The 18,802-nt window shown below is 63.4% G+C and carries 20 protein-coding genes; 17 read left to right on the forward strand and 3 right to left on the reverse strand.

All coding sequences use genetic code 11. The annotated features are described in order from the left end of the window. Positions 1-24: 24 nt before the first annotated feature. The gene (gene selO, locus J3P81_RS22670) at positions 25-1,488 is read left to right on the forward strand and encodes a protein adenylyltransferase SelO (RefSeq protein ID WP_434561030.1); all 1,464 of its coding nucleotides are present in this window, start codon (positions 25-27) and stop codon (positions 1,486-1,488) included. A gap of 194 nt (positions 1,489-1,682) precedes the next feature. Here selO and J3P81_RS22675 read toward each other — a convergent pair whose 3' ends face one another. Both J3P81_RS22675 and J3P81_RS22680 read right to left on the reverse strand, forming a co-directional pair. After that, positions 1,683-1,949 carry a hypothetical protein gene (locus tag J3P81_RS22675; protein WP_420767090.1) on the reverse strand — a complete coding sequence of 89 codons (267 nt, stop codon included), beginning with the start codon at positions 1,947-1,949 and terminating at the stop codon, positions 1,683-1,685. Between the two features lie 92 nt (positions 1,950-2,041). Next, positions 2,042-2,947, reverse strand: coding sequence for a LysR family transcriptional regulator (locus tag J3P81_RS22680; RefSeq protein ID WP_434564158.1), 906 nt, complete (start codon positions 2,945-2,947; stop codon positions 2,042-2,044). Between the two features lie 203 nt (positions 2,948-3,150). Here J3P81_RS22680 and ycaC point away from each other — a divergent pair, with 203 nt between their 5' ends. Both ycaC and trxC read left to right on the forward strand, forming a co-directional pair. Then, complete coding sequence (gene ycaC / locus J3P81_RS22685) at positions 3,151-3,777, forward strand: isochorismate family cysteine hydrolase YcaC (protein WP_420767089.1); 627 nt, start codon at positions 3,151-3,153, stop codon at positions 3,775-3,777. Positions 3,778-3,944: 167 nt separating this feature from the next. Then, complete coding sequence (gene trxC / locus J3P81_RS22690) at positions 3,945-4,367, forward strand: thioredoxin TrxC (RefSeq protein ID WP_420767088.1); 423 nt, start codon at positions 3,945-3,947, stop codon at positions 4,365-4,367. A 1-nt stretch (position 4,368) separates the two neighbouring features. On the opposite strand, the gene J3P81_RS22695 is transcribed toward trxC, so the two are convergent. Further along, entirely contained in the window at positions 4,369-5,139 is a 771-nt protein-coding gene (locus J3P81_RS22695; RefSeq protein ID WP_434561032.1) for a ParA family protein, read from the reverse strand. A gap of 355 nt (positions 5,140-5,494) precedes the next feature. On the opposite strand from J3P81_RS22695, the gene J3P81_RS22700 reads away from it, so the two are divergent. The 14 genes from J3P81_RS22700 (at position 5,495) to J3P81_RS22765 (ending at position 18,793) form a co-directional block, all read left to right on the forward strand. Then, positions 5,495-6,214, forward strand: coding sequence for a beta-ketoacyl synthase chain length factor (locus tag J3P81_RS22700; protein WP_420767086.1), 720 nt, complete (start codon positions 5,495-5,497; stop codon positions 6,212-6,214). Continuing rightward, positions 6,190-6,999 (forward strand): lysophospholipid acyltransferase family protein, encoded by an 810-nt coding sequence (locus tag J3P81_RS22705; RefSeq protein ID WP_420767085.1) that lies wholly within the window; start codon positions 6,190-6,192, stop codon positions 6,997-6,999. Before J3P81_RS22700 ends, J3P81_RS22705 begins: the two co-directional genes overlap by 25 nt. Continuing rightward, complete coding sequence (locus tag J3P81_RS22710) at positions 6,980-7,237, forward strand: phosphopantetheine-binding protein (RefSeq protein WP_420767084.1); 258 nt, start codon at positions 6,980-6,982, stop codon at positions 7,235-7,237. The genes J3P81_RS22705 and J3P81_RS22710 overlap by 20 nt, the downstream gene beginning before the upstream one ends. 8 nt (positions 7,238-7,245) lie before the next feature. Then, a complete protein-coding gene (locus J3P81_RS22715) occupies positions 7,246-7,500 on the forward strand; it encodes an acyl carrier protein (RefSeq protein ID WP_264427453.1) in 255 nt (84 codons plus the stop codon). Then, on the forward strand, positions 7,497-8,042 hold the full coding sequence (locus J3P81_RS22720; protein ID WP_434561034.1) for a hypothetical protein: 546 nt from the start codon (positions 7,497-7,499) through the stop codon (positions 8,040-8,042). The genes J3P81_RS22715 and J3P81_RS22720 overlap by 4 nt, the downstream gene beginning before the upstream one ends. Then, on the forward strand, positions 8,039-9,721 hold the full coding sequence (locus J3P81_RS22725) for an AMP-binding protein (protein ID WP_434561036.1): 1,683 nt from the start codon (positions 8,039-8,041) through the stop codon (positions 9,719-9,721). Before J3P81_RS22720 ends, J3P81_RS22725 begins: the two co-directional genes overlap by 4 nt. A 158-nt stretch (positions 9,722-9,879) precedes the next feature. Beyond that, positions 9,880-10,614, forward strand: coding sequence for a glycosyltransferase family 2 protein (locus tag J3P81_RS22730; protein WP_434561038.1), 735 nt, complete (start codon positions 9,880-9,882; stop codon positions 10,612-10,614). Continuing rightward, a complete protein-coding gene (locus J3P81_RS22735) occupies positions 10,611-11,549 on the forward strand; it encodes a glycosyl transferase (RefSeq protein WP_420767080.1) in 939 nt (312 codons plus the stop codon). The genes J3P81_RS22730 and J3P81_RS22735 overlap by 4 nt, the downstream gene beginning before the upstream one ends. Then, positions 11,530-13,074: an HAL/PAL/TAL family ammonia-lyase gene (locus tag J3P81_RS22740; RefSeq protein WP_434561040.1), complete on the forward strand. Its 1,545-nt coding sequence runs from the start codon at positions 11,530-11,532 to the stop codon at positions 13,072-13,074. The genes J3P81_RS22735 and J3P81_RS22740 overlap by 20 nt, the downstream gene beginning before the upstream one ends. Further along, the gene (locus J3P81_RS22745; RefSeq protein WP_030140957.1) at positions 13,067-13,492 is read left to right on the forward strand and encodes an acyl-CoA thioesterase; all 426 of its coding nucleotides are present in this window, start codon (positions 13,067-13,069) and stop codon (positions 13,490-13,492) included. Before J3P81_RS22740 ends, J3P81_RS22745 begins: the two co-directional genes overlap by 8 nt. Beyond that, positions 13,489-14,082 (forward strand): outer membrane lipoprotein carrier protein LolA, encoded by a 594-nt coding sequence (locus tag J3P81_RS22750; RefSeq protein ID WP_434561042.1) that lies wholly within the window; start codon positions 13,489-13,491, stop codon positions 14,080-14,082. The genes J3P81_RS22745 and J3P81_RS22750 overlap by 4 nt, the downstream gene beginning before the upstream one ends. Continuing rightward, on the forward strand, positions 14,066-16,405 hold the full coding sequence (locus J3P81_RS22755) for an MMPL family transporter (protein WP_434561044.1): 2,340 nt from the start codon (positions 14,066-14,068) through the stop codon (positions 16,403-16,405). The genes J3P81_RS22750 and J3P81_RS22755 overlap by 17 nt, the downstream gene beginning before the upstream one ends. Next, complete coding sequence (locus J3P81_RS22760) at positions 16,402-17,559, forward strand: sodium:proton antiporter (protein WP_434561046.1); 1,158 nt, start codon at positions 16,402-16,404, stop codon at positions 17,557-17,559. The genes J3P81_RS22755 and J3P81_RS22760 overlap by 4 nt, the downstream gene beginning before the upstream one ends. Then, positions 17,546-18,793, forward strand: a complete 1,248-nt coding sequence (locus tag J3P81_RS22765; protein WP_434561048.1) for an NAD(P)/FAD-dependent oxidoreductase — start codon at positions 17,546-17,548, stop codon at positions 18,791-18,793. Before J3P81_RS22760 ends, J3P81_RS22765 begins: the two co-directional genes overlap by 14 nt. Positions 18,794-18,802 lie beyond the last annotated feature (9 nt).

The raw sequence follows: 18,802 nt of genomic DNA on the forward strand, positions 1-18,802 counted from the left end.
GCGGGCGGCCCGTCGGAGACGGCCATGAAAACGCTGGAAACGCTGACCTTCGATAACCGCTTCGCCCGCCTGGGCGACGGTTTCTCGGCCCATGTGCTGCCCGAGCCCATCGACAACCCGCGGCTGGTGGTTGCCAGCCCGGCGGCCATGGCGCTGCTGGACCTGGAGCCGGCAGAAGCCGAGACACCGCTGTTCGCCGAGATCTTTGGCGGCCACAAGCTGTGGGCCGAAACCGAGCCCCGGGCGATGGTGTACTCAGGGCATCAATTCGGTCACTACAACCCGCAACTGGGCGACGGCCGCGGGTTGCTGCTGGGCGAGGTGTACAACGAGGCCGGCGAGCACTGGGACCTGCACCTCAAGGGCGCCGGCCAGACGCCGTTCTCCCGGATGGGCGATGGGCGCGCGGTGCTGCGCTCTTCGATTCGCGAATTCCTCGCCTCCGAGGCCCTGCACGCCTTGGGCATCCCCACCACCCGCGCGTTGTGCGTGATCGGCTCCGACACCCCGGTGTGGCGCGAAAAGCAGGAGCGCGCCGCCATGGTGCTGCGCCTGGCCCCCAGCCATGTGCGCTTCGGACACTTCGAATATTTCTACTACACCAAGAAGCCGGAGCTGCATGCCGCCTTGGCCGAGCACGTGCTGAACCTGCATTTTCCGCAATGCCGGGAGCAGCCCGAGCCCTACCTGGCGATGTACCGCGAGATCGTCGAGCGCAACGCCGAACTGATTGCGAAATGGCAGGCCTATGGTTTCTGCCATGGCGTGATGAACACAGACAACATGTCGATCCTGGGCATCACCTTCGATTTCGGGCCGTTCGCCTTCCTCGATGACTTCGACGCCAACTTCATCTGCAACCATTCCGATGACCAGGGCCGTTACTCGTTCAGCAACCAGGTGCCCATCGGCCAGTGGAACCTCAGCGCCCTCGCCCAAGCCCTGACGCCTTTTATCAGCGTCGATGCCCTGCGCGAGACCCTTGGCTTGTACCTTCCCCTGTACCAGGCCCACTACCTGGACCTGATGCGCCGCCGCCTCGGCCTGACCGTCGCCGAAGAAGAGGACCAGAAACTGGTGGAGCGCCTGCTGCAACTGATGCAGAACAGCGGCGTCGACTACAGCCTGTTCTTCCGCCGGCTGGGCGACCAGGCTCCGGAACAAGCCGTTGCCGCCTTGCGCGACGACTTCGTCGATCTCAAGGGTTTCGATGCCTGGGCCGAGCTGTACGTCGCCCGCGTCAACCGCGAGGGCCCGGTCGACCAGGACCAGCGCCGCGTTCGCATGCACGCCGTCAATCCGCTCTACGTGCTGCGCAACTACCTGGCCCAGAAAGCCATCGACGCCGCCGAGTCAGGCGATTACGAAGAAGTCCGCCGCCTGCACAGCGTGCTGAGCAATCCTTTTGAAGAACAATCGGGGATGGGCAGCTACGCCGAGCGGCCGCCGGAATGGGGCAAGCATCTGGAGATCAGTTGCTCGTCGTAACGCGCTCACAACGCATCAATACCCGTGGCGAGGGAGCTTGCTCCCGCTGGGCTGCGAAGCGGCCCCAGAATGGACTGACGCGCTTTTTCAGACTGACCGCGTCAACCGGTTTTACGACGGCTGCGCCGCCGAGCGGGAGCAAGCTCCCTCGCCACGGGTGAAAGATTGGCTGGGCGAAGGTCAACGCAGCCTGCTCATCCCGCCTTATCGTTCCCCTGTTCGGGCGTCTCGATGCCTGATTCTGGCTCTTCCCCAGCCGGCGCTGCCGGTTTTTCCTCCGGATAGCCGGGCATTCCATGCGCGTCTTCCGGGGTCAATTCGTCCCGATCGTGACGACTGTCAACGGCATAGGCCGGGGCGGCGTTGGGGTCTTCGTCGCGGCCAGCGGTGCCCAGGACGAAGCCATCATCGTTGGGGTTGTCCAGTGTCTTGGGGGTGGTTGGGTCTTGAGGGGTGCTCATGGGACCTCCTGGTTGTGAACAGGTATGGTTTTGAGGGCACGGCGCGCCGTCAGTGCGGCGCACCTGATGAATGGCAACCCGAGGCCTATGCACTAAGCCATATCACTGTGGCTGAATTCCTCGGCCAGGAAATCGATCAACGTGCGCACCGACGGTAGCAACCCACGCCGCGACGCAAAGATTGCATGAACGATCCCGCATTTCGGCGTCCAGCCGGGGACCAACTCCACCAGACGCCCGGCGGCGATGTCTTCGCGCACCACCACGGTCGGCAGGTGGGCGACACCAATGCCAGCCAGCACCGCGTGCCGCAGGGCCAGCAGGTCATCGGTGACCATGCGCGGCTCATGTCGGATCAACGCTCGGGTGCCGTCCGGCCCGAACAACTCCCACTGATACTCCCGTTGCGCACCGCCCCAATGCACGCTGGGCAGGCCGTTAAGGTCCGCCGGTGAAGCCGGCGAAGACAATCGCTCTACAAATGCAGGGCTGCCCACCAGGCATTGGGTGCTGTTGCTCAGTACCTTCATGACCATGTCGGTGTTTTCCAGCGGCGGAAAGCGCACCCGCAGCGCTATATCGAACCCCTCGTGGATCAGGTCGACTCGGCGGTTGGTGCTCTCGATGAACAACTCCACCCGCGGATATTTGAGCATGTAGCGGGTCAGCATCGGCCCGACCCAGCTGTTGAGCAGCGCCGTCGGGCAACTGATGCGCACCAGGCCCTGGGGCTCGGAGCGGTTGCGCTCGATCACCTCGGCGGCGCTCTCGGCCTCGACACGCATCGCCAGGCAGCGCTGGTAATAGGCCTGGCCGATCTCCGTCAACGTGCAATGCCGGCTGGTGCGATGGAGCAAGCGCACCCCTAGCCGCTCTTCCAACTGGGCGATACGCCGGCTGAGCTTTGACTTGGGTATGTCCAGCGCTCGGCCCGCTGCGGCGAATCCACGGTGCTCAACCACCTGGGTGAAGTAGTACAGCGTGTTGAGGTCTTCGATGATCGTTCTCCAAATAGAACGCTAAGGCTGATTTTTGCAGTCTAGCGCGTCAAAGGTGCCAGTTTTAATCTACACACATCGAAACGCAATACGGATTGAAGCCGGCGCTTCGGCCAGATGAATCCCGAATAAACGCTGTACCGACATTAAAAACCTTAATCACGCCGAACCTTCGGCAACCAAAACTTAATGAGGGCTACGCCATGACCACTTCCTACAACCGTCTCGACAAAGATAACGCCGCCGTTCTGCTGGTGGACCACCAGGCTGGCCTGCTGTCGCTGGTACGCGACATCGACCCGGACCGTTTCAAGAACAACGTGCTGGCCCTGGCGGACCTGGCCAAGTACTTCGAACTGCCGACCATCCTGACCACAAGCTTCGAAACCGGCCCCAACGGCCCGCTGGTACCCGAGCTCAAGGCACTGTTCCCGGACGCGCCGTACATTGCCCGCCCTGGCCAGATCAACGCCTGGGACAACGAAGACTTCGTCAAGGCAATCAAGGCCACCGGCAAGAAGCAACTGATCATCGCCGGCGTAGTGACTGAAGTTTGCGTAGCTTTCCCAGCACTGTCCGCGCTGGCCGAAGGTTTCGATGTGTTCGTGGTCACCGATGCCTCCGGCACGTTCAACGAACTGACCCGCCAATCGGCCTGGGACCGCATGTCCTCCTCGGGTGCGCAATTGATGACCTGGTTCGGCCTGGCCTGTGAACTGCACCGCGACTGGCGCAACGACGTGGAAGGCCTGGCGACCCTGTTCTCCAACCACATCCCGGATTACCGCAACCTGATGACCAGCTACAACACGCTGACCCAGGCCAAATAATCAGCAACACCGATACCCTGTGGGAGCGAGCCTGCTCGCGATAGCGGTCTGCCAGTCCAGGATTCCTGACTGCACACCGTCATCGCGAGCAGGCTCACTCCCACAGGTTTTTGTGTTGGTTCTATATAGTGTCCAACCTGAGTAACCAAATTCCAGGAGACGACCCGATGCTCATCCCGTGCCCCCATTGCAACGGGCTCAACCGCATACCCGCCGAACGCCTGGGCGACCAGCCCAAGTGCGGGCGCTGCAAGGCCCAGGTGTTATCGAGCAAACCCTTCGAACTCAAGCAAGGCGACTACGCCAGCCAGATCAAGGGCGACCTGCCGTTATTGATAGATGTCTGGGCGGATTGGTGCGGCCCGTGCAAATCCTTCGCGCCAGTGTTCGAACAGGCCGCCGCGCAGCTGGCCGGCAAGTGCCGGTTGGCCAAGCTCGACAGCGAAGCCAATCAACAATTGTCAGCGCAGTTGGGGATTCGCTCGATACCCAGCCTGATCCTGTTCAAGGACGGCCGAGAAGTAGCACGCCAAAGCGGCGCGTTCCCCTTGCCGCAGTTGATGAGCTGGCTACGCGGCCAGGGGATTTGAATCAGGCGTTTTCCAGCAACCCATGCAACTCCACGAACTGCTGGGTCAGTTTATGCCGTGGGTCCAGGTGGATCAGTGGCAGGCTCGCCTGGTGAGACTCACGCATGCGCACGGAGCTGCTCAGGTAAACGGGCAGCACCGGCAAGCCTTCGGCGATCAATTCGTCGAGTATCTGCTGGGGCAGGCTGGCGCGGGCCTGGAACTGGTTGACGACAATGCCTTCGATTTCCAGTTCTTCATTGTGATCGTCCTTGAGCTCGGCGATTTCCGACAGCAGGCCATACAGTGCCTGGCGGGAGAAACTGTCACAGTCGAAAGGAATCAATACCCGATCTGCCGCGATCAACGCTGAAACCGCGTAGAAGTTGAGGGCCGGCGGAGTATCCAGATAGATCCGGTCGTAATCCTCGTCCAGCTCTTCGAGCAGCTTGCGTAGCTTGTTGATCTTGTGTTTTGCCTCGAGCTTGGGCTGCAGATCGGTCAGTTCTGCGGTGGCCGTGATGACGTGCAGGTTGTCGAAGGGCGTTTCGTAGATATCGACCCTGTTCTTTTTCGAGAAAGGCCCCGACGACAGGGTCTGCTTGAAGAAATCCGCGATGCCCACGGGAATGTCATCGCCGGTCAAGCCGGTCAGGTATTGAGTGGAGTTGGCCTGCGCATCCAGGTCGACCAATAGCGTGCGATACCCCTCGCTGGCGCTGACCGCCGCCAGATTACAGGCGATGCTGGACTTGCCTACGCCACCTTTCTGATTGAACACCACACGCCGCATGACAAAACCTCCGTGTATCAAAGATTCCCGAGTGTAGTAGCGCAACACACCGCTTCGCTACCTTCCCCATGATCGGATTACGGCGTCGGTGGCTTTTTCAGACAACCGAGCGTCAATTCGCCTGTATATGAAGGAAGCGCCTGACAGACAATCACTTTTTAACCGTCACAATGGCGGTCCCGTGTTGGGTCTGGTTCCTTGATGATTTTGCCTGGACGAAATGTAACCAGTATTTGCTACAAGCCAACCGCACCGGGATAATGCGCGCCACTTGGGTCGCAAGGCCATGCAGGGTTGGACGCGGGTCAAACCACTGAACCGTGACAATAAAAGCCCGCAGGGGTGGGATGAGTCTGTGATCAATTTCAATATCGCCCAATGGCGCGCGTGGGCCCCTGGGCTCGAAAGCGTGGACGATTGGCAGGCATGGAGCCGACAACCGGTCGTGCCGCCCGTCAGCGATGCGGCCCCTGACGTGTCGTTCCTGCCAGCCATGCAACGCCGACGCCTCAGCCGCCTGGCCCGCATGGCCTTCAGTGTCGCCTGGCCGCTGGCCGAGGGGCGACCGGACCTACCGTTGGTCTTTATTTCCCGCCATGGCGAAACCCCGCGCACTTTTGAGATTCTCAAGGACCTGGCCGGGGATCAACCGCTGTCTCCTACCCAGTTCAGCCTGTCGGTGCACAACGCGGTGATTGGCTTGTGGTCGATCATGCGCGGCGAAACCAGCGAGATGACGGCCCTGGCCGCGACGGGCGATGGCCTTGAACACGGCATGCTGGAGGCCGCCGCCTTGCTCGACGAGGGCACGCCAGCGGTGTTGCTGGTCATCACCGAAGAGCAACCGCCCAGCGTCTACGCGCCTTGGGTCGACGACGTACCGTTTCCCTACGCAGTGGGGCTGTTGCTGACCCGTGGCGACGACTGGCAACTGCAATTAGCCAATCCGCCGGCCCCGCTGCCGGTCAGCGACTGGCCCCATGCCCTGGATCTGTTGCGTACGCTGCTGGGCAACCAACTCACCTGCCAACATGCCTGGAAGAATCGTCTATGGACCTGGCAACGCAACCGGTGACCGGTAAACATCGCGACGCCTACTACTGGCGCTTGTTCGCGACCGCCGCAAGCTTCGCTCTCTTCGGGCTGGGTGGGCTGTGCCTGCGGTTGCTGGTGTTTCCGTTGCTCAACGCGCTGCCCGGCGACTCGCAGACCCATCGGCAGCGAGCCCGTAGAACAGTCGGGCGCCTGTTCTGGTTCTTCATTCGATTCATGGCCCGCACCGGTGTGCTCACCTATCAGATCGATGGCGCGGAGAAACTCGGCCGCCCGGGGCAGATGATCATCGCCAACCACCCGTCGCTGATCGACGTGGTGTTCCTGATCGGGCTGGTGCGCGACGCCAACTGCGTGGTCAAGCAAAGCCTGTGGGACAACCCTTTCACCCGTGGCCCACTGCGTTCGACCCAATACATCAGCAACGACGGCAGCATGGACATGCTCGATGCCGCCAGCAACGCCCTGCAGGATGGCCAATGCCTGATTGTCTTTCCCGAAGGCACGCGCACCCAGCCGGGCCAAGCGCCGGCCTTTCATCGAGGCGCCGCCGCCATTGCCCTGCGGGGTGCGAAAATCCTCACACCGGTGACGATCAAGGTCAGCCCCACGACCTTGACCAAGGCCGAGCCCTGGTACCGCATCCCCCTGCGCCGCGTGCACTTCAGTTTTCGCGTCGGTGCCGATATAGACCCACAGGCTTTCGCCGCGCTGGGCCCCGCGCCACAGGCTTCACGCCGGCTCAACGATTATTTGCATCACTATTTCATCAAGGAGCTCGCCGAAGATGAGCGATCTGCACCGTGACATCAAACAACTGATCATCGAGGCCCTCGGCCTGGAGGACATCGGTATCGACGACATCGGCGACGATCAGATCCTGTTCGGCGACGGCCTGGGCCTGGACTCGGTGGATGCCTTGGAGCTTGGCCTGGCGATCCAGAAAAAATATGGCATCAAGATCGACGCCGATGCCAAGGACACCCGTAACCATTTCAGCAACGTGGCAAGCCTTGCGGCCTTCGTCACTGCAAAAAGCGCCTGAGACAGACCATGCAAACTCGTGACGATATTTTCAACACCCTGCGCAATGCCCTGGTCGAGCTCTTCGAGCTGGACCCTGAGCGTGTAACGCTGGAGTCGAACCTGTATCAGGATCTGGAAATCGACAGCATCGATGCAGTCGACCTGATCGACCACATCAAGCGCCAGACCGGCAAGAAAATCGCCGCTGAAGAATTCAAATCGGTGCGCACCGTCAACGATGTAGTCGAGGCGGTCTATCGACTGGTCCAGCCGGCCGCATGAGCCGGCTGATTGGCCTCGGCCTGCTGCTGGCGGGCCTGCTATACCCTTTTGCGGTGTATTTCGGCATGGAGCACTTCGCCCCCTGGCAGTTCGGGCTTCTATTGGGCTGCCTGTGGCTGGCCCGGGCGCTCCTCGGCAAGGCCGGGCCCGGCAAACGCTGGATGGCGGTCACGGCGATCTTTTTTTGCGTGTTGCTCGCGGTATTCGACAGCCCGCTCTTGCTGCGCTGGTATCCGGTGTTGATCAGCGCGTTCATGCTCGCGCTGTTCACGCTGAGCCTGAAGTACGGCCCGCCGATCATCGAGCGTCTGGCCCGCCTGCGCGAACCACGGTTGCCGGCCAAGGCGGTGGTTTATACCCGCCAGGTCACGGTGGCCTGGAGTGTGTTTTTCCTGTGTAACGGTTTGCTCGCCGCCGCCCTGACCCTTTGGGCGCCGCTGAGCTGGTGGATGTTGTACACCGGCCTGATTTCCTACGGATTGATGGGGCTGCTGTTTGCCATTGAATGGCTCATACGACAACGGGTAAGAGGCCGCCCATGAATTGGATAACACTTGAGCAGATACTGCTCGAGGCCCAGCCAGGCCGCGCGGTAGCGGTCGGGCCGGGACTGGACCACGCGCAACTGCGCACAGACGCGCTCAGCCTGGCCGCCGGATTGCAAGCCCGGGGCATCCGGCGCCTGGCCGTGCATCTGGATGATGCAGCGGACCTGGCGGTTGCCCTGCTCGGCGCCTGGCGCGCCGGCGCGCGCGTGCTGCTGCCCGCTGACCTGCAACCGCAGACCCGCCAGCGCTGGTCGGCCGATGTCGACTTGTGGCTGACCGACCTGCCCGGCGACACCCAACCCAATGACCTGCGACAGACTCCGCTGGAAGCCGCTGAGCTGGATCTCGATCAATGCTGGCTGGCCCTGTGCACCTCCGGTTCCAGTGGCGAGCCCAAACGCATCGAAAAAACCCTGCGCCAGCTGAGCAATGAAGTCCAGGCGCTGGAGCAGTTGTGGGGCGCCGACCTTGGCCCGGACGCCTGCATGATTGGCAGCGTCGCCGCCCAGCATATCTACGGCTTGCTGTTCCGGGTGCTGTGGCCGCTGTGCGCCGGGCGCACCTTCGTTCGTCGGCAACTGGCCTTCCCGGAGGATATGCAGCGCGCCAGTCGCGAGCATCCGGCGTTTGCCTGGGTCGCGAGCCCGGCGCTGCTCAAGCGCATGGGCGATAACCTCGACTGGCCAGCCTTGGGCAGCGTGCGCCGAGTGTTTTCCTCTGGGGGCGCCTTGCCTGCCGACGCGGCCCAGAGTCTCGAACAACGCCTGGGACAATGGCCGACGGAAATTTTCGGCAGCTCGGAAACCGGCGGCATTGCCTGGCGCCAGGGCGGCGACTTGTGGCAACCGTTCGCCGGTGTCGAGCTGAGCCAGGACAGTGACGGCGCCTTGCTGATTGCCTCGCCTTATTTGCCGGCCGGTCATGTGGAACACACCGCCGACGCGGCGCGGATCGCGGCGGATGGGCGCTTCCAATTGCTAGGCCGCTTGGACCGCATCGTCAAGCTCGAAGAAAAGCGCATCTCGCTGCCCATGCTGGAACAGGCGTTGACGGCCCACGAATGGGTCAGCGATGCACGGCTGGGCGTCGTGCAGGAGAACCGAGCCTCCCTCGGTGCCCTGCTGGCGCTCAGCGAAGCCGGCTTGCTGGCCCTGCGCAATCTGGGCCGGCGGGCCGTGACCCAAGCCCTGCGCCAGCACTTGAGCGGGCACTGTGAAACCTTGGCGCTGCCCCGGCGCTGGCGCTGGCTGCGGCAACTGCCGTTAAACGCTCAGGGCAAGCTGCCCCAGGCCGAAGTCGAAGCCGTGTTGATGGCGCCGCGTCCAAAAGCCCCTGAGATGCTTGAGCAAATTGAAACCGACGGCGAATGGAGCCTGCGCCTGGCGGTGCCCCCCGACCTTGCATACTTCAGCGGCCATTTTCCCACCGCGCCCGTCCTTCCGGGGGTGGTGCAAGTCGATTGGGCCTTGAACCTGGGCCGTCGATTGCTGGACTTGCCGCCCCGGTTCGTCGGCATGGAGGTGCTGAAATTCCAGCAACTGGTGCGACCCGGTGATGAAATCCAGCTGCACCTGCGCTTCGATCGTGAGCGCGGCAAGTTGTACTTCGCTTACCGCAATGACACGGCGGCCTGTTCGAGTGGGCGGATTGTGTTGGGGGAAAACAATGCCTAGGCACCTGCATAGAACACTGTGGCGAGGGAGCTTGCTCCCGCAGGGTCGGTGCGACGCTTGCGGCGCAGCCGCCCTCGCTTTTTTTGCGGTTGCTACGCAACCGAGCGGGAGCAAGCTCCCCCGCCACAAAGAATTCCTTTGGCACAGGTGCAGAGCCCATGCATAACCCCTGCGCCGTCATCCCGGTCTACAACCACGAAACCGCCATCGCAACGGTGGTCCAGGCATTGCTCGGCAACGGCTTGCCCTGCGTGCTGGTGGACGATGCCAGTAGCGCGGCTTGCGCGGCGGTGCTCGAACAATTGGCTGAAAACGAACGGGTTCACCTGGTGCGGCTGGCCGTCAATCAGGGCAAGGGCGGCGCGGTGATGACCGGGCTGCGGGAGGCCGCGCGCCTGGGTTTCAGTCACGCCTTGCAGGTCGACGCCGACGGGCAGCACGACCTAGGCGACGTACGCACCTTCATCGAACAATCCAGCGCTCATCCCGACGCGCTGATCTGCGGTTACCCCCTGTACGACGCCAGCGTGCCGAAAGGCCGCCTTTACGCACGCTACCTGACCCACGTAATGGTCTGGATCAACAGCCTGTCCCTGCAGATCCGCGATTCGATGTGCGGTTTCCGGGTCTATCCCCTGGCACCGACCCTGGCACTGATCGACTCGGCAAACATCGGCAAGCGCATGGATTTCGACTCGGACATCCTCGTGCGCCTGTCCTGGCGCAACCAGCCGATGCGCTGGCTGCGCACGCGGGTCCATTACCCTCTGGACGGGGTCTCGCACTTTCGCCTGTTCCACGACAATGTGCTGATTTCTCGCATGCACACCCGGCTGTTCTTCGGCATGCTGGTGCGCTTGCCGGTGATTCTCTGGCAACGGTGGCGCCCATGAACACTGACCAACAGCACTGGGCGGATCGCCAGGAGCGCGGTAGTTTCTGGCTGATGAAACTCACCGCGTTTGCCGCCAAGGTGTTGGGCCGTCGGCTGCTGACACCGGTGCTGTACGGCATCGTCCTGTACTTCTTCGTTTTTGGTCGCAGCGCCCGGCAGGCGGCCTGGCAGTATCAGCAGCGCCTCGCCGACTGGAGCGGCCGCCCCGAGTTGCGCCCGACCCACCGTCGAGTCTTTGGGCAATTCATGGCCTTCGCCGACTCCCTGCTGGACAAGCTCGACGTCTGGAACGGCAAGCTAAGCATCGAGCAGATCGAAATCGTCGACCCGGCGCTGCTGCGCAACCATTTGCGCGACACGCGAGGGCAGATGTTGGTCGGCGCACACCTGGGCAACCTGGAAATGTGCCGAGCCCTGGCCGAACTGGGTGAAAAGGTCACCATGAACGTGCTGGTGCATACCAAGCACGCCGAGCAATTCAATCGCTTGCTGGGCGAAGCCGGCGCCACGCACTTGCGGCTGATCCAGGTCAGCGAGCTAAACCCGGTGATCATGCTGCAACTGAGCGAACGCCTGGAGCGCGGCGAGTGGCTGGCGATCGCTGGCGATCGCGTACCGCTGCATGGCGGGCGCAGCGTGACGGTGGACTTCATGGGTTATCCGGCGGCATTCCCGCAAGGCCCCTGGCTGTTGGCCGGCCTGCTGAAATGCCCGGTCAACCTGCTGATGTGTCTCAAGCACGAAGGACACTATCGCGTCACCCTCGAACCGTTCGCCGATGCCGTGGTGTGGAAGCGCAACGAACGCGACCACGTGATTGCCCATTGGGCCGGCTTGTACGCCGAACGCCTGGCGCAATACTGCCTCCAGGGGCCACAACAGTGGTTCAACTTTTACCCTTTCTGGAAGACCGATGACGATGCCCACTCTTGAGCCGGTAACCTTCGGCGAACGCCCCCTGCGCATTGAAGATGTGCTGGCCCTGGCCAACCGTCAGGCGCCGACGCAATTGCAGGATGATCCGACGTTCCGCCAGCGCATTGCCAAGGGTGCGCAGTTCCTCGATTCCCTGCTGGACAAGGAAGGCGTCATCTATGGCGTGACCACCGGCTACGGCGACTCTTGCGTGGTGGCCGTGCCGTTGCACCACGTCGAGGCCCTGCCCCGTCACCTTTACACCTTCCACGGCTGCGGCCTGGGCAAACTGCTCGATGCCCAAGCCACTCGTGCCGTGCTGGCGGCCCGTTTGCAGTCGCTGTGCCACGGTGTGTCGGGGGTGCGCGTGGAGCTGTTGGAGCGCCTCCAGGCGTTTCTTGAACACGACATCCTGCCGCTGATCCCGGAGGAAGGCTCGGTGGGCGCCAGTGGCGATTTGACTCCGCTGTCCTACGTCGCCGCTACGTTATCCGGTGAACGGGAAGTCATGTTCCGTGGCGAACGCCGCCTGGCCGCCGACGTGCACCGCGAGCTGGGCTGGACGCCGCTGGTGCTGCGGCCCAAGGAAGCCTTGGCGCTGATGAACGGCACCGCCGTGATGACCGGCCTGGCCTGCCTGGCCTTTGCCCGCGCCGACTACCTGCTGCAACTGGCGACCCGCATCACCGCGCTGAACGTGGTCGCCCTGCAAGGCAATCCGGAACACTTCGATGAACGCCTCTTCGCCGCCAAGCCGCACCCGGGGCAGATGCAAGTCGCCGCGTGGCTGCGCAAGGACCTGGCCATCGACGCCCCGACCGCGCCGTTGCATCGTCTGCAAGATCGCTACTCCCTGCGCTGCGCCCCGCATGTGCTCGGGGTATTGGCCGACAGCCTGGGCTGGCTGCGCGGGTTCATCGAAACCGAACTCAACAGCGCCAACGACAATCCGATCATCGACGCCGAAGCCGAGCGCGTGCTCCACGGCGGGCACTTCTACGGTGGGCACATCGCCTTCGCCATGGACAGCCTGAAGAATCTGGTGGCCAACGTCGCCGATCTGCTGGATCGCCAGCTCGCCCTGCTGGTGGACGAGCGATACAACCATGGCCTGCCTAGCAACCTGTCCGGCGCCAGCGCCGAGCGGGCGATGCTCAACCACGGCTTCAAGGCCGTGCAGATCGGCACCAGCGCCTGGACCGCCGAAGCCCTGAAAAACACGATGCCGGCCAGCGTGTTCTCGCGCTCTACCGAGTGCCACAACCAAGACAAGGTGAGCATGGGCACCATCGCTGCCCGAGACGCGATCCGCGTGCTGGAGCTGACCGAACAGGTCGCCGCCGCCACCTTGTTGGCCGCCAACCAGGGCGTCTGGTTGCGCAGCCGCGCCGAAGACGCACGACCGCTGCCACCGGCCCTGGCCACGATGCACGAGCAACTGACCGAGGATTTCCCGCCGGTCATTGAAGACCGCGCCCTGGAAGGCGAACTGCGCCTGTGCCTGCAACGCATTGCCGAACAACACTGGAGGCTGCATGCGTAGCCAAGGCGTTCTGCACGTCGACACCCAGATCGTGGTGCCGTTTTTTGACGTCGACTCGATGAACGTGGTCTGGCACGGCCACTACGTCAAATACCTGGAAGTGGCCCGCTGTGCCCTGCTCGACCTGATCGGCCACAACTACAACGACATGCTCGAATCGGGGCATGCGTGGCCGGTGATCGACCTGCAGTTGCGCTACGTACGCGGTGCCGTGTTCGGCCAGACCCTGACCGTGCGCGCCAGTCTGGTGGAGTGGGAAAACCGGCTGAAGATCAACTACCTGATCAGTGACGCCGCAACCGGCGAACGCTTCACCCGCGCCAGTTCCGTGCAAGTGGCCGTGGACATGGCCACTCGCGAGATGCTGCTGGCCTCGCCTCGGGTGTTTGTCGAAGCGGTCGAGAGGAAACTGTCATGAAGCGCCTGCTCACCTGGCTGCTGCTGTGCAGCCTGTCGCCGCTGGCCCAGGCGTTCGACCTGCAGCAATTGAGCGATCAACTGGCGCGCCCGGACGTGATCCACGGCCAGTTCATCCAGGAAAAACACCTGCGCGCCCTGCCCCAGCCCCTCGTCAGCAAGGGCCGCTTCGTGCTGGCGAAAAACCAGGGTCTGCTGTGGCTGCTGCAAACGCCGCTGCAACAGGACTATCGCATCACCGCCAAAGGCATAGCCCGGCGGGACGGCAGCACCTGGCAGATACTGCCGAACAAAAGCGCCGGCGCCCAGCAGAACCGGTTGTTCCTGGCGGTGTTGCAGGGCGACAGCAGTGGCTTGCAGCGTGACTTTGAGCTGAACCTGTCGGGGGAGCCGCAACAATGGAGACTCACCCTGACCCCACGCTCGGCGCTGCTCAAGCAGGTCTTCAACCAGATCAACATTGACGGCGGCCAATTGGTCCAGCGCATTGAACTGCTGGAAGCCCAAGGCGACAGTACCGTCCTGCTTATGCGCGAGAGCACCAGCACGCAACCCTTGAGCGAAGCGGAGCAACATGACCTTGCCGAGTGAACGGAGGCTGCCGTGGCTGTTCTTGATCCTGCTGCTGGCAGTGCTGGCGCTCGCCGGTTGGCAATGGCGCAACGGTGCGCCGTTGTCGGCGAACCTGATGGAACTGGTGCCGGGCACATCGCCGGATGCGCTGGAGCTGATCGCTGAACAACGCATGCAGGAACCACTGAACCGCGAAGTGTTGGTGCTCGTCGGCCACGCCGACCGCCAGCAAGCCATCGCCCTGGCCCGCAGCCTGGGCGAGCAATGGCAGGCCAGCGGCCTGTTCGACAAGGTCCAGTGGACGCTTGAAGCCGACCTGCCTGCGCTGCGCAGGCAATTGCTCGACGGCCGGCTGGCCATGCTGTCGGCAACTGATCGGCAACAGTTGATCGACCAGCCCGAGGCCTTTATCCAGCAACGGGTGCAAGCGCTGTTCGACCCGTTCAGTGGCTTCAGCCTGGTGCCGAGCCAGGACGACTGGCTAGGCCTGACCGGGCGCATCCAGAACAGCCAGCCCCAGCGCGGCGCCATCGAGCTGGACGTCGGCAGCGGTGCGCTGGTTGCCGAAGCCGACGGCAAGCATTGGGTCATGTTGCGGGCGCGCACCCAGGGCAATGCCTTCGACATGAACCTGCCCCTGCAAGTGGCCGATCTGCTGCAACGCAGCCGCGAGCACGCGAGCCAGGCCCAGGGCAATCTTTTGGCGGCCAGCGGCCTGCTTTACGCCGCCAGCGGACAGCAACAGGCCTCGCGGGAAATCACTTGGGTCGGCGGCGGCGCAACGGTGGGCATCCTGTTGTTGTTGTTGCTGGCCTTCCGCCGCTTTGCCGTGTGGCTGGCGTTCGTGCCGGTGCTGGTGGGCATGTTGTTCGGCGCGGTGGCCTGCGTGGCGGTGTTCGGTCGCATGCACGTGATGACCCTGGTCTTGGGTTCGAGCTTGATCGGCGTCGCCGTGGATTACCCACTGCATTATCTGTCCAAGAGCTGGAGCCTCAAGCCGTGGCGCAGCTGGCCGGCGCTGCGCTTGACCCTGCCGGGCCTGAGCCTGAGCCTGGCGACCACCTGCATCGGCTACCTCGCACTGGCCTGGACACCTTTCCCGGCCCTGACCCAGATCGCGATCTTCTCCGCCGCAGGCCTGGTCGGCGCCTACCTGACGGCGGTCTGCCTGTTGCCGGCGTTGCTCAAGCGGGCGGACTTGCGCCCCGCACAGTGGCCGCTGCGGGTGTGCGAAGCCATGCTCCAGTGCCGAGAAGCGCTGCTGGCCCGGGTGCGCACACCCGTCCTGTTGGCGTTGCTGTTGGCCTTCTGTGGCGGTGGCCTATGGCAACTGAGCAGCAAGAACGACATCCGCCAGTGGATCGGCACGCCCCAGCACCTGACCGACGAAGCCCGCGATGTGGCTCGCATCACCGGTTTCCAGCCCACCAGCCAATTTTTCCTGATCCGTGCCGACGACCAAGCGCAACTGCTGGAGCGCCAGACCGCCCTCAACGAGCGGCTGGACCAGTTGATCGGCCTGGAAAAACTCCAGGGCTACCTGTCCCTCAATCAACTGGTCAGCCCGCCCGCCGAGCAACAAAAAATCCGTGAGGCCCTGGCCCGGTTGCCGGCGTTCTGGCAGCCATTGCTGGACGTCGGCGTGCCGGTTGCCGCGTTGCAAGCGCAGTTGCAGCAATTGCAGGCCCTGCCAGTGACCGACATCGACGCCGCGCTGACCGGCCCGCTCGCAGAACCCTATCGCACCCTCTGGCTCGGCCCGACAGCGCAGGGCGTGGCGGCGGTGGTCAGCCTGCAAGGCTTGAACGATGCCGCGTTGCTGCGGGTGCAGGCGGTTGACTTGCCCGGCGTGCAATTGGTCGATCGCCTGGGTGACCTCAATCGCGTCTTTGCCGCCACGCAGGTCAGCGCCGCCGAATTGAAACTGGCCTCCTGCGTGCTGATCGTCCTGGTGCTGATCTGGCCGTTCGGGGCTGGCGGCGCGTTGCGCGTTGTCGCCCTGCCGCTCCTGGCCGCGCTGTGCAGCCTGGCGAGCCTCGGCTGGCTGGGACAGCCGCTGACGCTGTTCAGCCTGTTCGGCCTGTTGCTGGTGACCGCCATCGGCGTCGACTACGCGATCCTGATGCGTGAGCAGATTGGCGGAGCCGCCGTGAGCCTGCTGGGTACGCTGCTGGCGGCGATCACCACCTGGCTGTCGTTCGGCCTGCTGGCGCTTTCCAGCACACCGGCGGTGAGTAATTTCGGTCTGGCGGTAAGCCTCGGATTGGCGTTCAGCTTCCTGCTTGCACCGTGGGCCGGGCGCCAACCCCATGGGCCCAGCACTGCGGAGCCGGTCCAATGATGACGGCGCTGTTCTGGGTCATGGCCCTGGCGCTGTTCGCCATGGCGACGCTGGCCGGGCGACGCTTCGGGCTGATCCCCATCGTCAGCCAATTGCTGCTGGCGACGTTCGGCCTGCCCTTGTTGATGTATGGCTGGATCGAGCCGGGATGGCACCTCAGCGGTGCGCAACTGGTTTCGCCCGTGTGGTTGAAGAATCTCTACAGCCTCGCCTTCGCCCTGTTGCTGGGGCATATCCTCAGCGATGTGATCGACCTGCGCCTGGACCGCCAGAGCGTGAAGATTGCCCTGCCAAGCTTTGGCGTACCGTTTGCCTGTGGCTTGGCGACCGCGTTCTGGCTGCTGCCACCCCAGCCCTGGATCAGCTCGCTGGCGGTGGGGCTGCTGTTCGCGATCACGGCGATACCGGTGCTGTACCTGTACCTGCGCCATATCGCCTACCCGCCCGCCGCCACTCGCCGATTGGTACAGACGGCCATCCTGATCGACCTGATCTGCTGGAGCCTGTTCGCCCTGGCCCAGGGCAGCCTGCACCTGGGCAACCTGTTGCTGCCGCTGGCCGGTGCCTGCCTGCCGATGCTGCTGCGATTGGTGGGCCTGCGCCAACCGTTGCTGCACAGCGGCCTGTTCTTCGCCCTGCTGGTGGTGGCCGAACATTACCGACTCAATGCGCTCATCGTCGGCATCGGCTACCTGCTGTGCATGGCCGCGCTCAAGGTGCCGCTGGTATTGCCCCTCGGCGCCGAGTGGATGAACAGGTTGCAGACCTACCTGGCCATCCCGTTGATCCTGACGTTCGGTATCGTGCAGATCAACGTGCACAGCGTGATGGACAGCCTCGGCTGGGCCCAGCTGGGGGCGTTGCTGCTGTTGCCCATTGCCAGCAAACTGCTGGGCAACTGGCTTGGGCTCGGCTGGGCCGGGGCGTCCTTCGCCGGCGCCAGCCGCGTGCGGGAAAGTATCTTGCTGAATATTCGCGGCTTGAGTGAAATCGTCTTCCTCAATCTGCTGCTGCAACAACAACTCATCAGCCACGCGCTGTACTTCGCGCTGATGCTGATGGGTTTGATCGCGACTTTGCTGCCGGCCCTGGCCGGTTTTCACCGTATTCCTTCGCATGCCGTCCCGGCCAGGAGCCCCAGTGTCAACAGTTGAAATGGAACGTCGACAGGTCGTCATCATTGGCGCAGGCCCTTCCGGCGCCATCGCCGCCGCGCTGCTCAAGCGCAAGGGGCATGATGTGCTGGTCATCGAGCGCCAGCATTTCCCGCGGTTCTCCATCGGCGAGAGCCTGTTGTCCCACTGTCTGGATTTTGTCGAAGAAGCCGGCATGCTCGACGCGGTCAATGCCGCTGGGTTCCAGCGCAAGAACGGCGCTGCATTCGCCTGGGGCGAGCGCTACAGCGCCTTCGATTTCGGCGACACTTTCAGCGAGGGCAAGCCCACTACGTTCCAGGTCCAGCGCGCCGACTTCGACAAGTTGCTGGCCGACCAGGCGGCCCTGCAAGGGGTGGAAATTCGCTACGGCCAGGCCATTGCCAACGTTGATTTCAGCCTCGCCAGGCCGCAACTGGGCGTGCAGCGCGAGGATGGCAGCGAGTACCGGGTCGAGGCGGATTTCGTCCTTGACGCCAGCGGCTATGGCCGGGTCCTGCCGCGCCTGCTGGACCTTGAGGCGCCGTCCAATTTCCCGGTGCGCCAGGCCGTGTTCACTCACATCGAGGACCGCATCGACAGCCCGGTATTCGACCGCGAGAAGATCCTCATCACCACCCATCCGACGAAACGCGACGTGTGGTTCTGGACCATCCCCTTCAGCGATGGGCGTTGCTCGGTGGGCGTGGTCGCGGCAGCGGAACATTTCGCGGGCCGCACCAATGACCTCGATGCCTGCCTGCGCGGCTTTATCGACGAGACCCCAAGCCTGTCCGGCGTGCTGGCCAATGCTGCGTGGGACACTCCGGCGCGGACCATCGGTGGCTACTCGGCCAACGTGAAGACCCTGCACGGCCCTGGCTTTGCCCTGCTGGGCAACGCCGCGGAATTCCTCGATCCGGTGTTTTCTTCCGGCGTGACCATCGCCATGCGCTCGGCGAGCATGGCCGCCGGCGTGCTGCATCGTCAGTTGCAAGGCGAGCAGGTGGATTGGCAGGGCGAATTCGCCGAGCCACTGAAACGCGGCGTCGACACGTTCCGCTGCTACGTCGAAGGCTGGTATGCCGGCACGTTCCAGGACGTGATCTACTACACCGAAGGCTCCGCCGACATCCGCCGGATGATCAGTTCGATCCTCGCCGGCTATGCCTGGGATCAACGCAACCCGTTCGTCAGCGAACCCAAGCGGCGCCTGCGCGTGCTCTCGGAAATCTGCGCGAGCCCAGCGCCATGAGCAAACAAC

The sequence above is a fragment of the Pseudomonas sp. R1-6 genome (assembly GCF_051132115.1).
GTDB lineage: Bacteria > Pseudomonadota > Gammaproteobacteria > Pseudomonadales > Pseudomonadaceae > Aquipseudomonas.

Coding starts and splice junctions, on each gene's coding strand:
- J3P81_RS22740 (WP_434561040.1), top strand. CDS start 11,530: ATGACGATGCCCACTCTTGAGCCGGTAACCTTCGGCGAACGCCCCCTG.
- J3P81_RS22705 (WP_420767085.1), top strand. CDS start 6,190: ATGGACCTGGCAACGCAACCGGTGACCGGTAAACATCGCGACGCCTAC.
- J3P81_RS22755 (WP_434561044.1), top strand. CDS start 14,066: ATGACCTTGCCGAGTGAACGGAGGCTGCCGTGGCTGTTCTTGATCCTG.
- J3P81_RS22720 (WP_434561034.1), top strand. CDS start 7,497: ATGAGCCGGCTGATTGGCCTCGGCCTGCTGCTGGCGGGCCTGCTATAC.
- J3P81_RS22745 (WP_030140957.1), top strand. CDS start 13,067: ATGCGTAGCCAAGGCGTTCTGCACGTCGACACCCAGATCGTGGTGCCG.
- J3P81_RS22735 (WP_420767080.1), top strand. CDS start 10,611: ATGAACACTGACCAACAGCACTGGGCGGATCGCCAGGAGCGCGGTAGT.
- J3P81_RS22695 (WP_434561032.1), bottom strand. CDS start 5,139: ATGCGGCGTGTGGTGTTCAATCAGAAAGGTGGCGTAGGCAAGTCCAGC.
- J3P81_RS22760 (WP_434561046.1), top strand. CDS start 16,402: ATGATGACGGCGCTGTTCTGGGTCATGGCCCTGGCGCTGTTCGCCATG.
- J3P81_RS22725 (WP_434561036.1), top strand. CDS start 8,039: ATGAATTGGATAACACTTGAGCAGATACTGCTCGAGGCCCAGCCAGGC.
- J3P81_RS22730 (WP_434561038.1), top strand. CDS start 9,880: ATGCATAACCCCTGCGCCGTCATCCCGGTCTACAACCACGAAACCGCC.
- J3P81_RS22715 (WP_264427453.1), top strand. CDS start 7,246: ATGCAAACTCGTGACGATATTTTCAACACCCTGCGCAATGCCCTGGTC.
- J3P81_RS22675 (WP_420767090.1), bottom strand. CDS start 1,949: ATGAGCACCCCTCAAGACCCAACCACCCCCAAGACACTGGACAACCCC.
- selO (WP_434561030.1), top strand. CDS start 25: ATGAAAACGCTGGAAACGCTGACCTTCGATAACCGCTTCGCCCGCCTG.
- ycaC (WP_420767089.1), top strand. CDS start 3,151: ATGACCACTTCCTACAACCGTCTCGACAAAGATAACGCCGCCGTTCTG.
- J3P81_RS22750 (WP_434561042.1), top strand. CDS start 13,489: ATGAAGCGCCTGCTCACCTGGCTGCTGCTGTGCAGCCTGTCGCCGCTG.
- J3P81_RS22710 (WP_420767084.1), top strand. CDS start 6,980: ATGAGCGATCTGCACCGTGACATCAAACAACTGATCATCGAGGCCCTC.
- trxC (WP_420767088.1), top strand. CDS start 3,945: ATGCTCATCCCGTGCCCCCATTGCAACGGGCTCAACCGCATACCCGCC.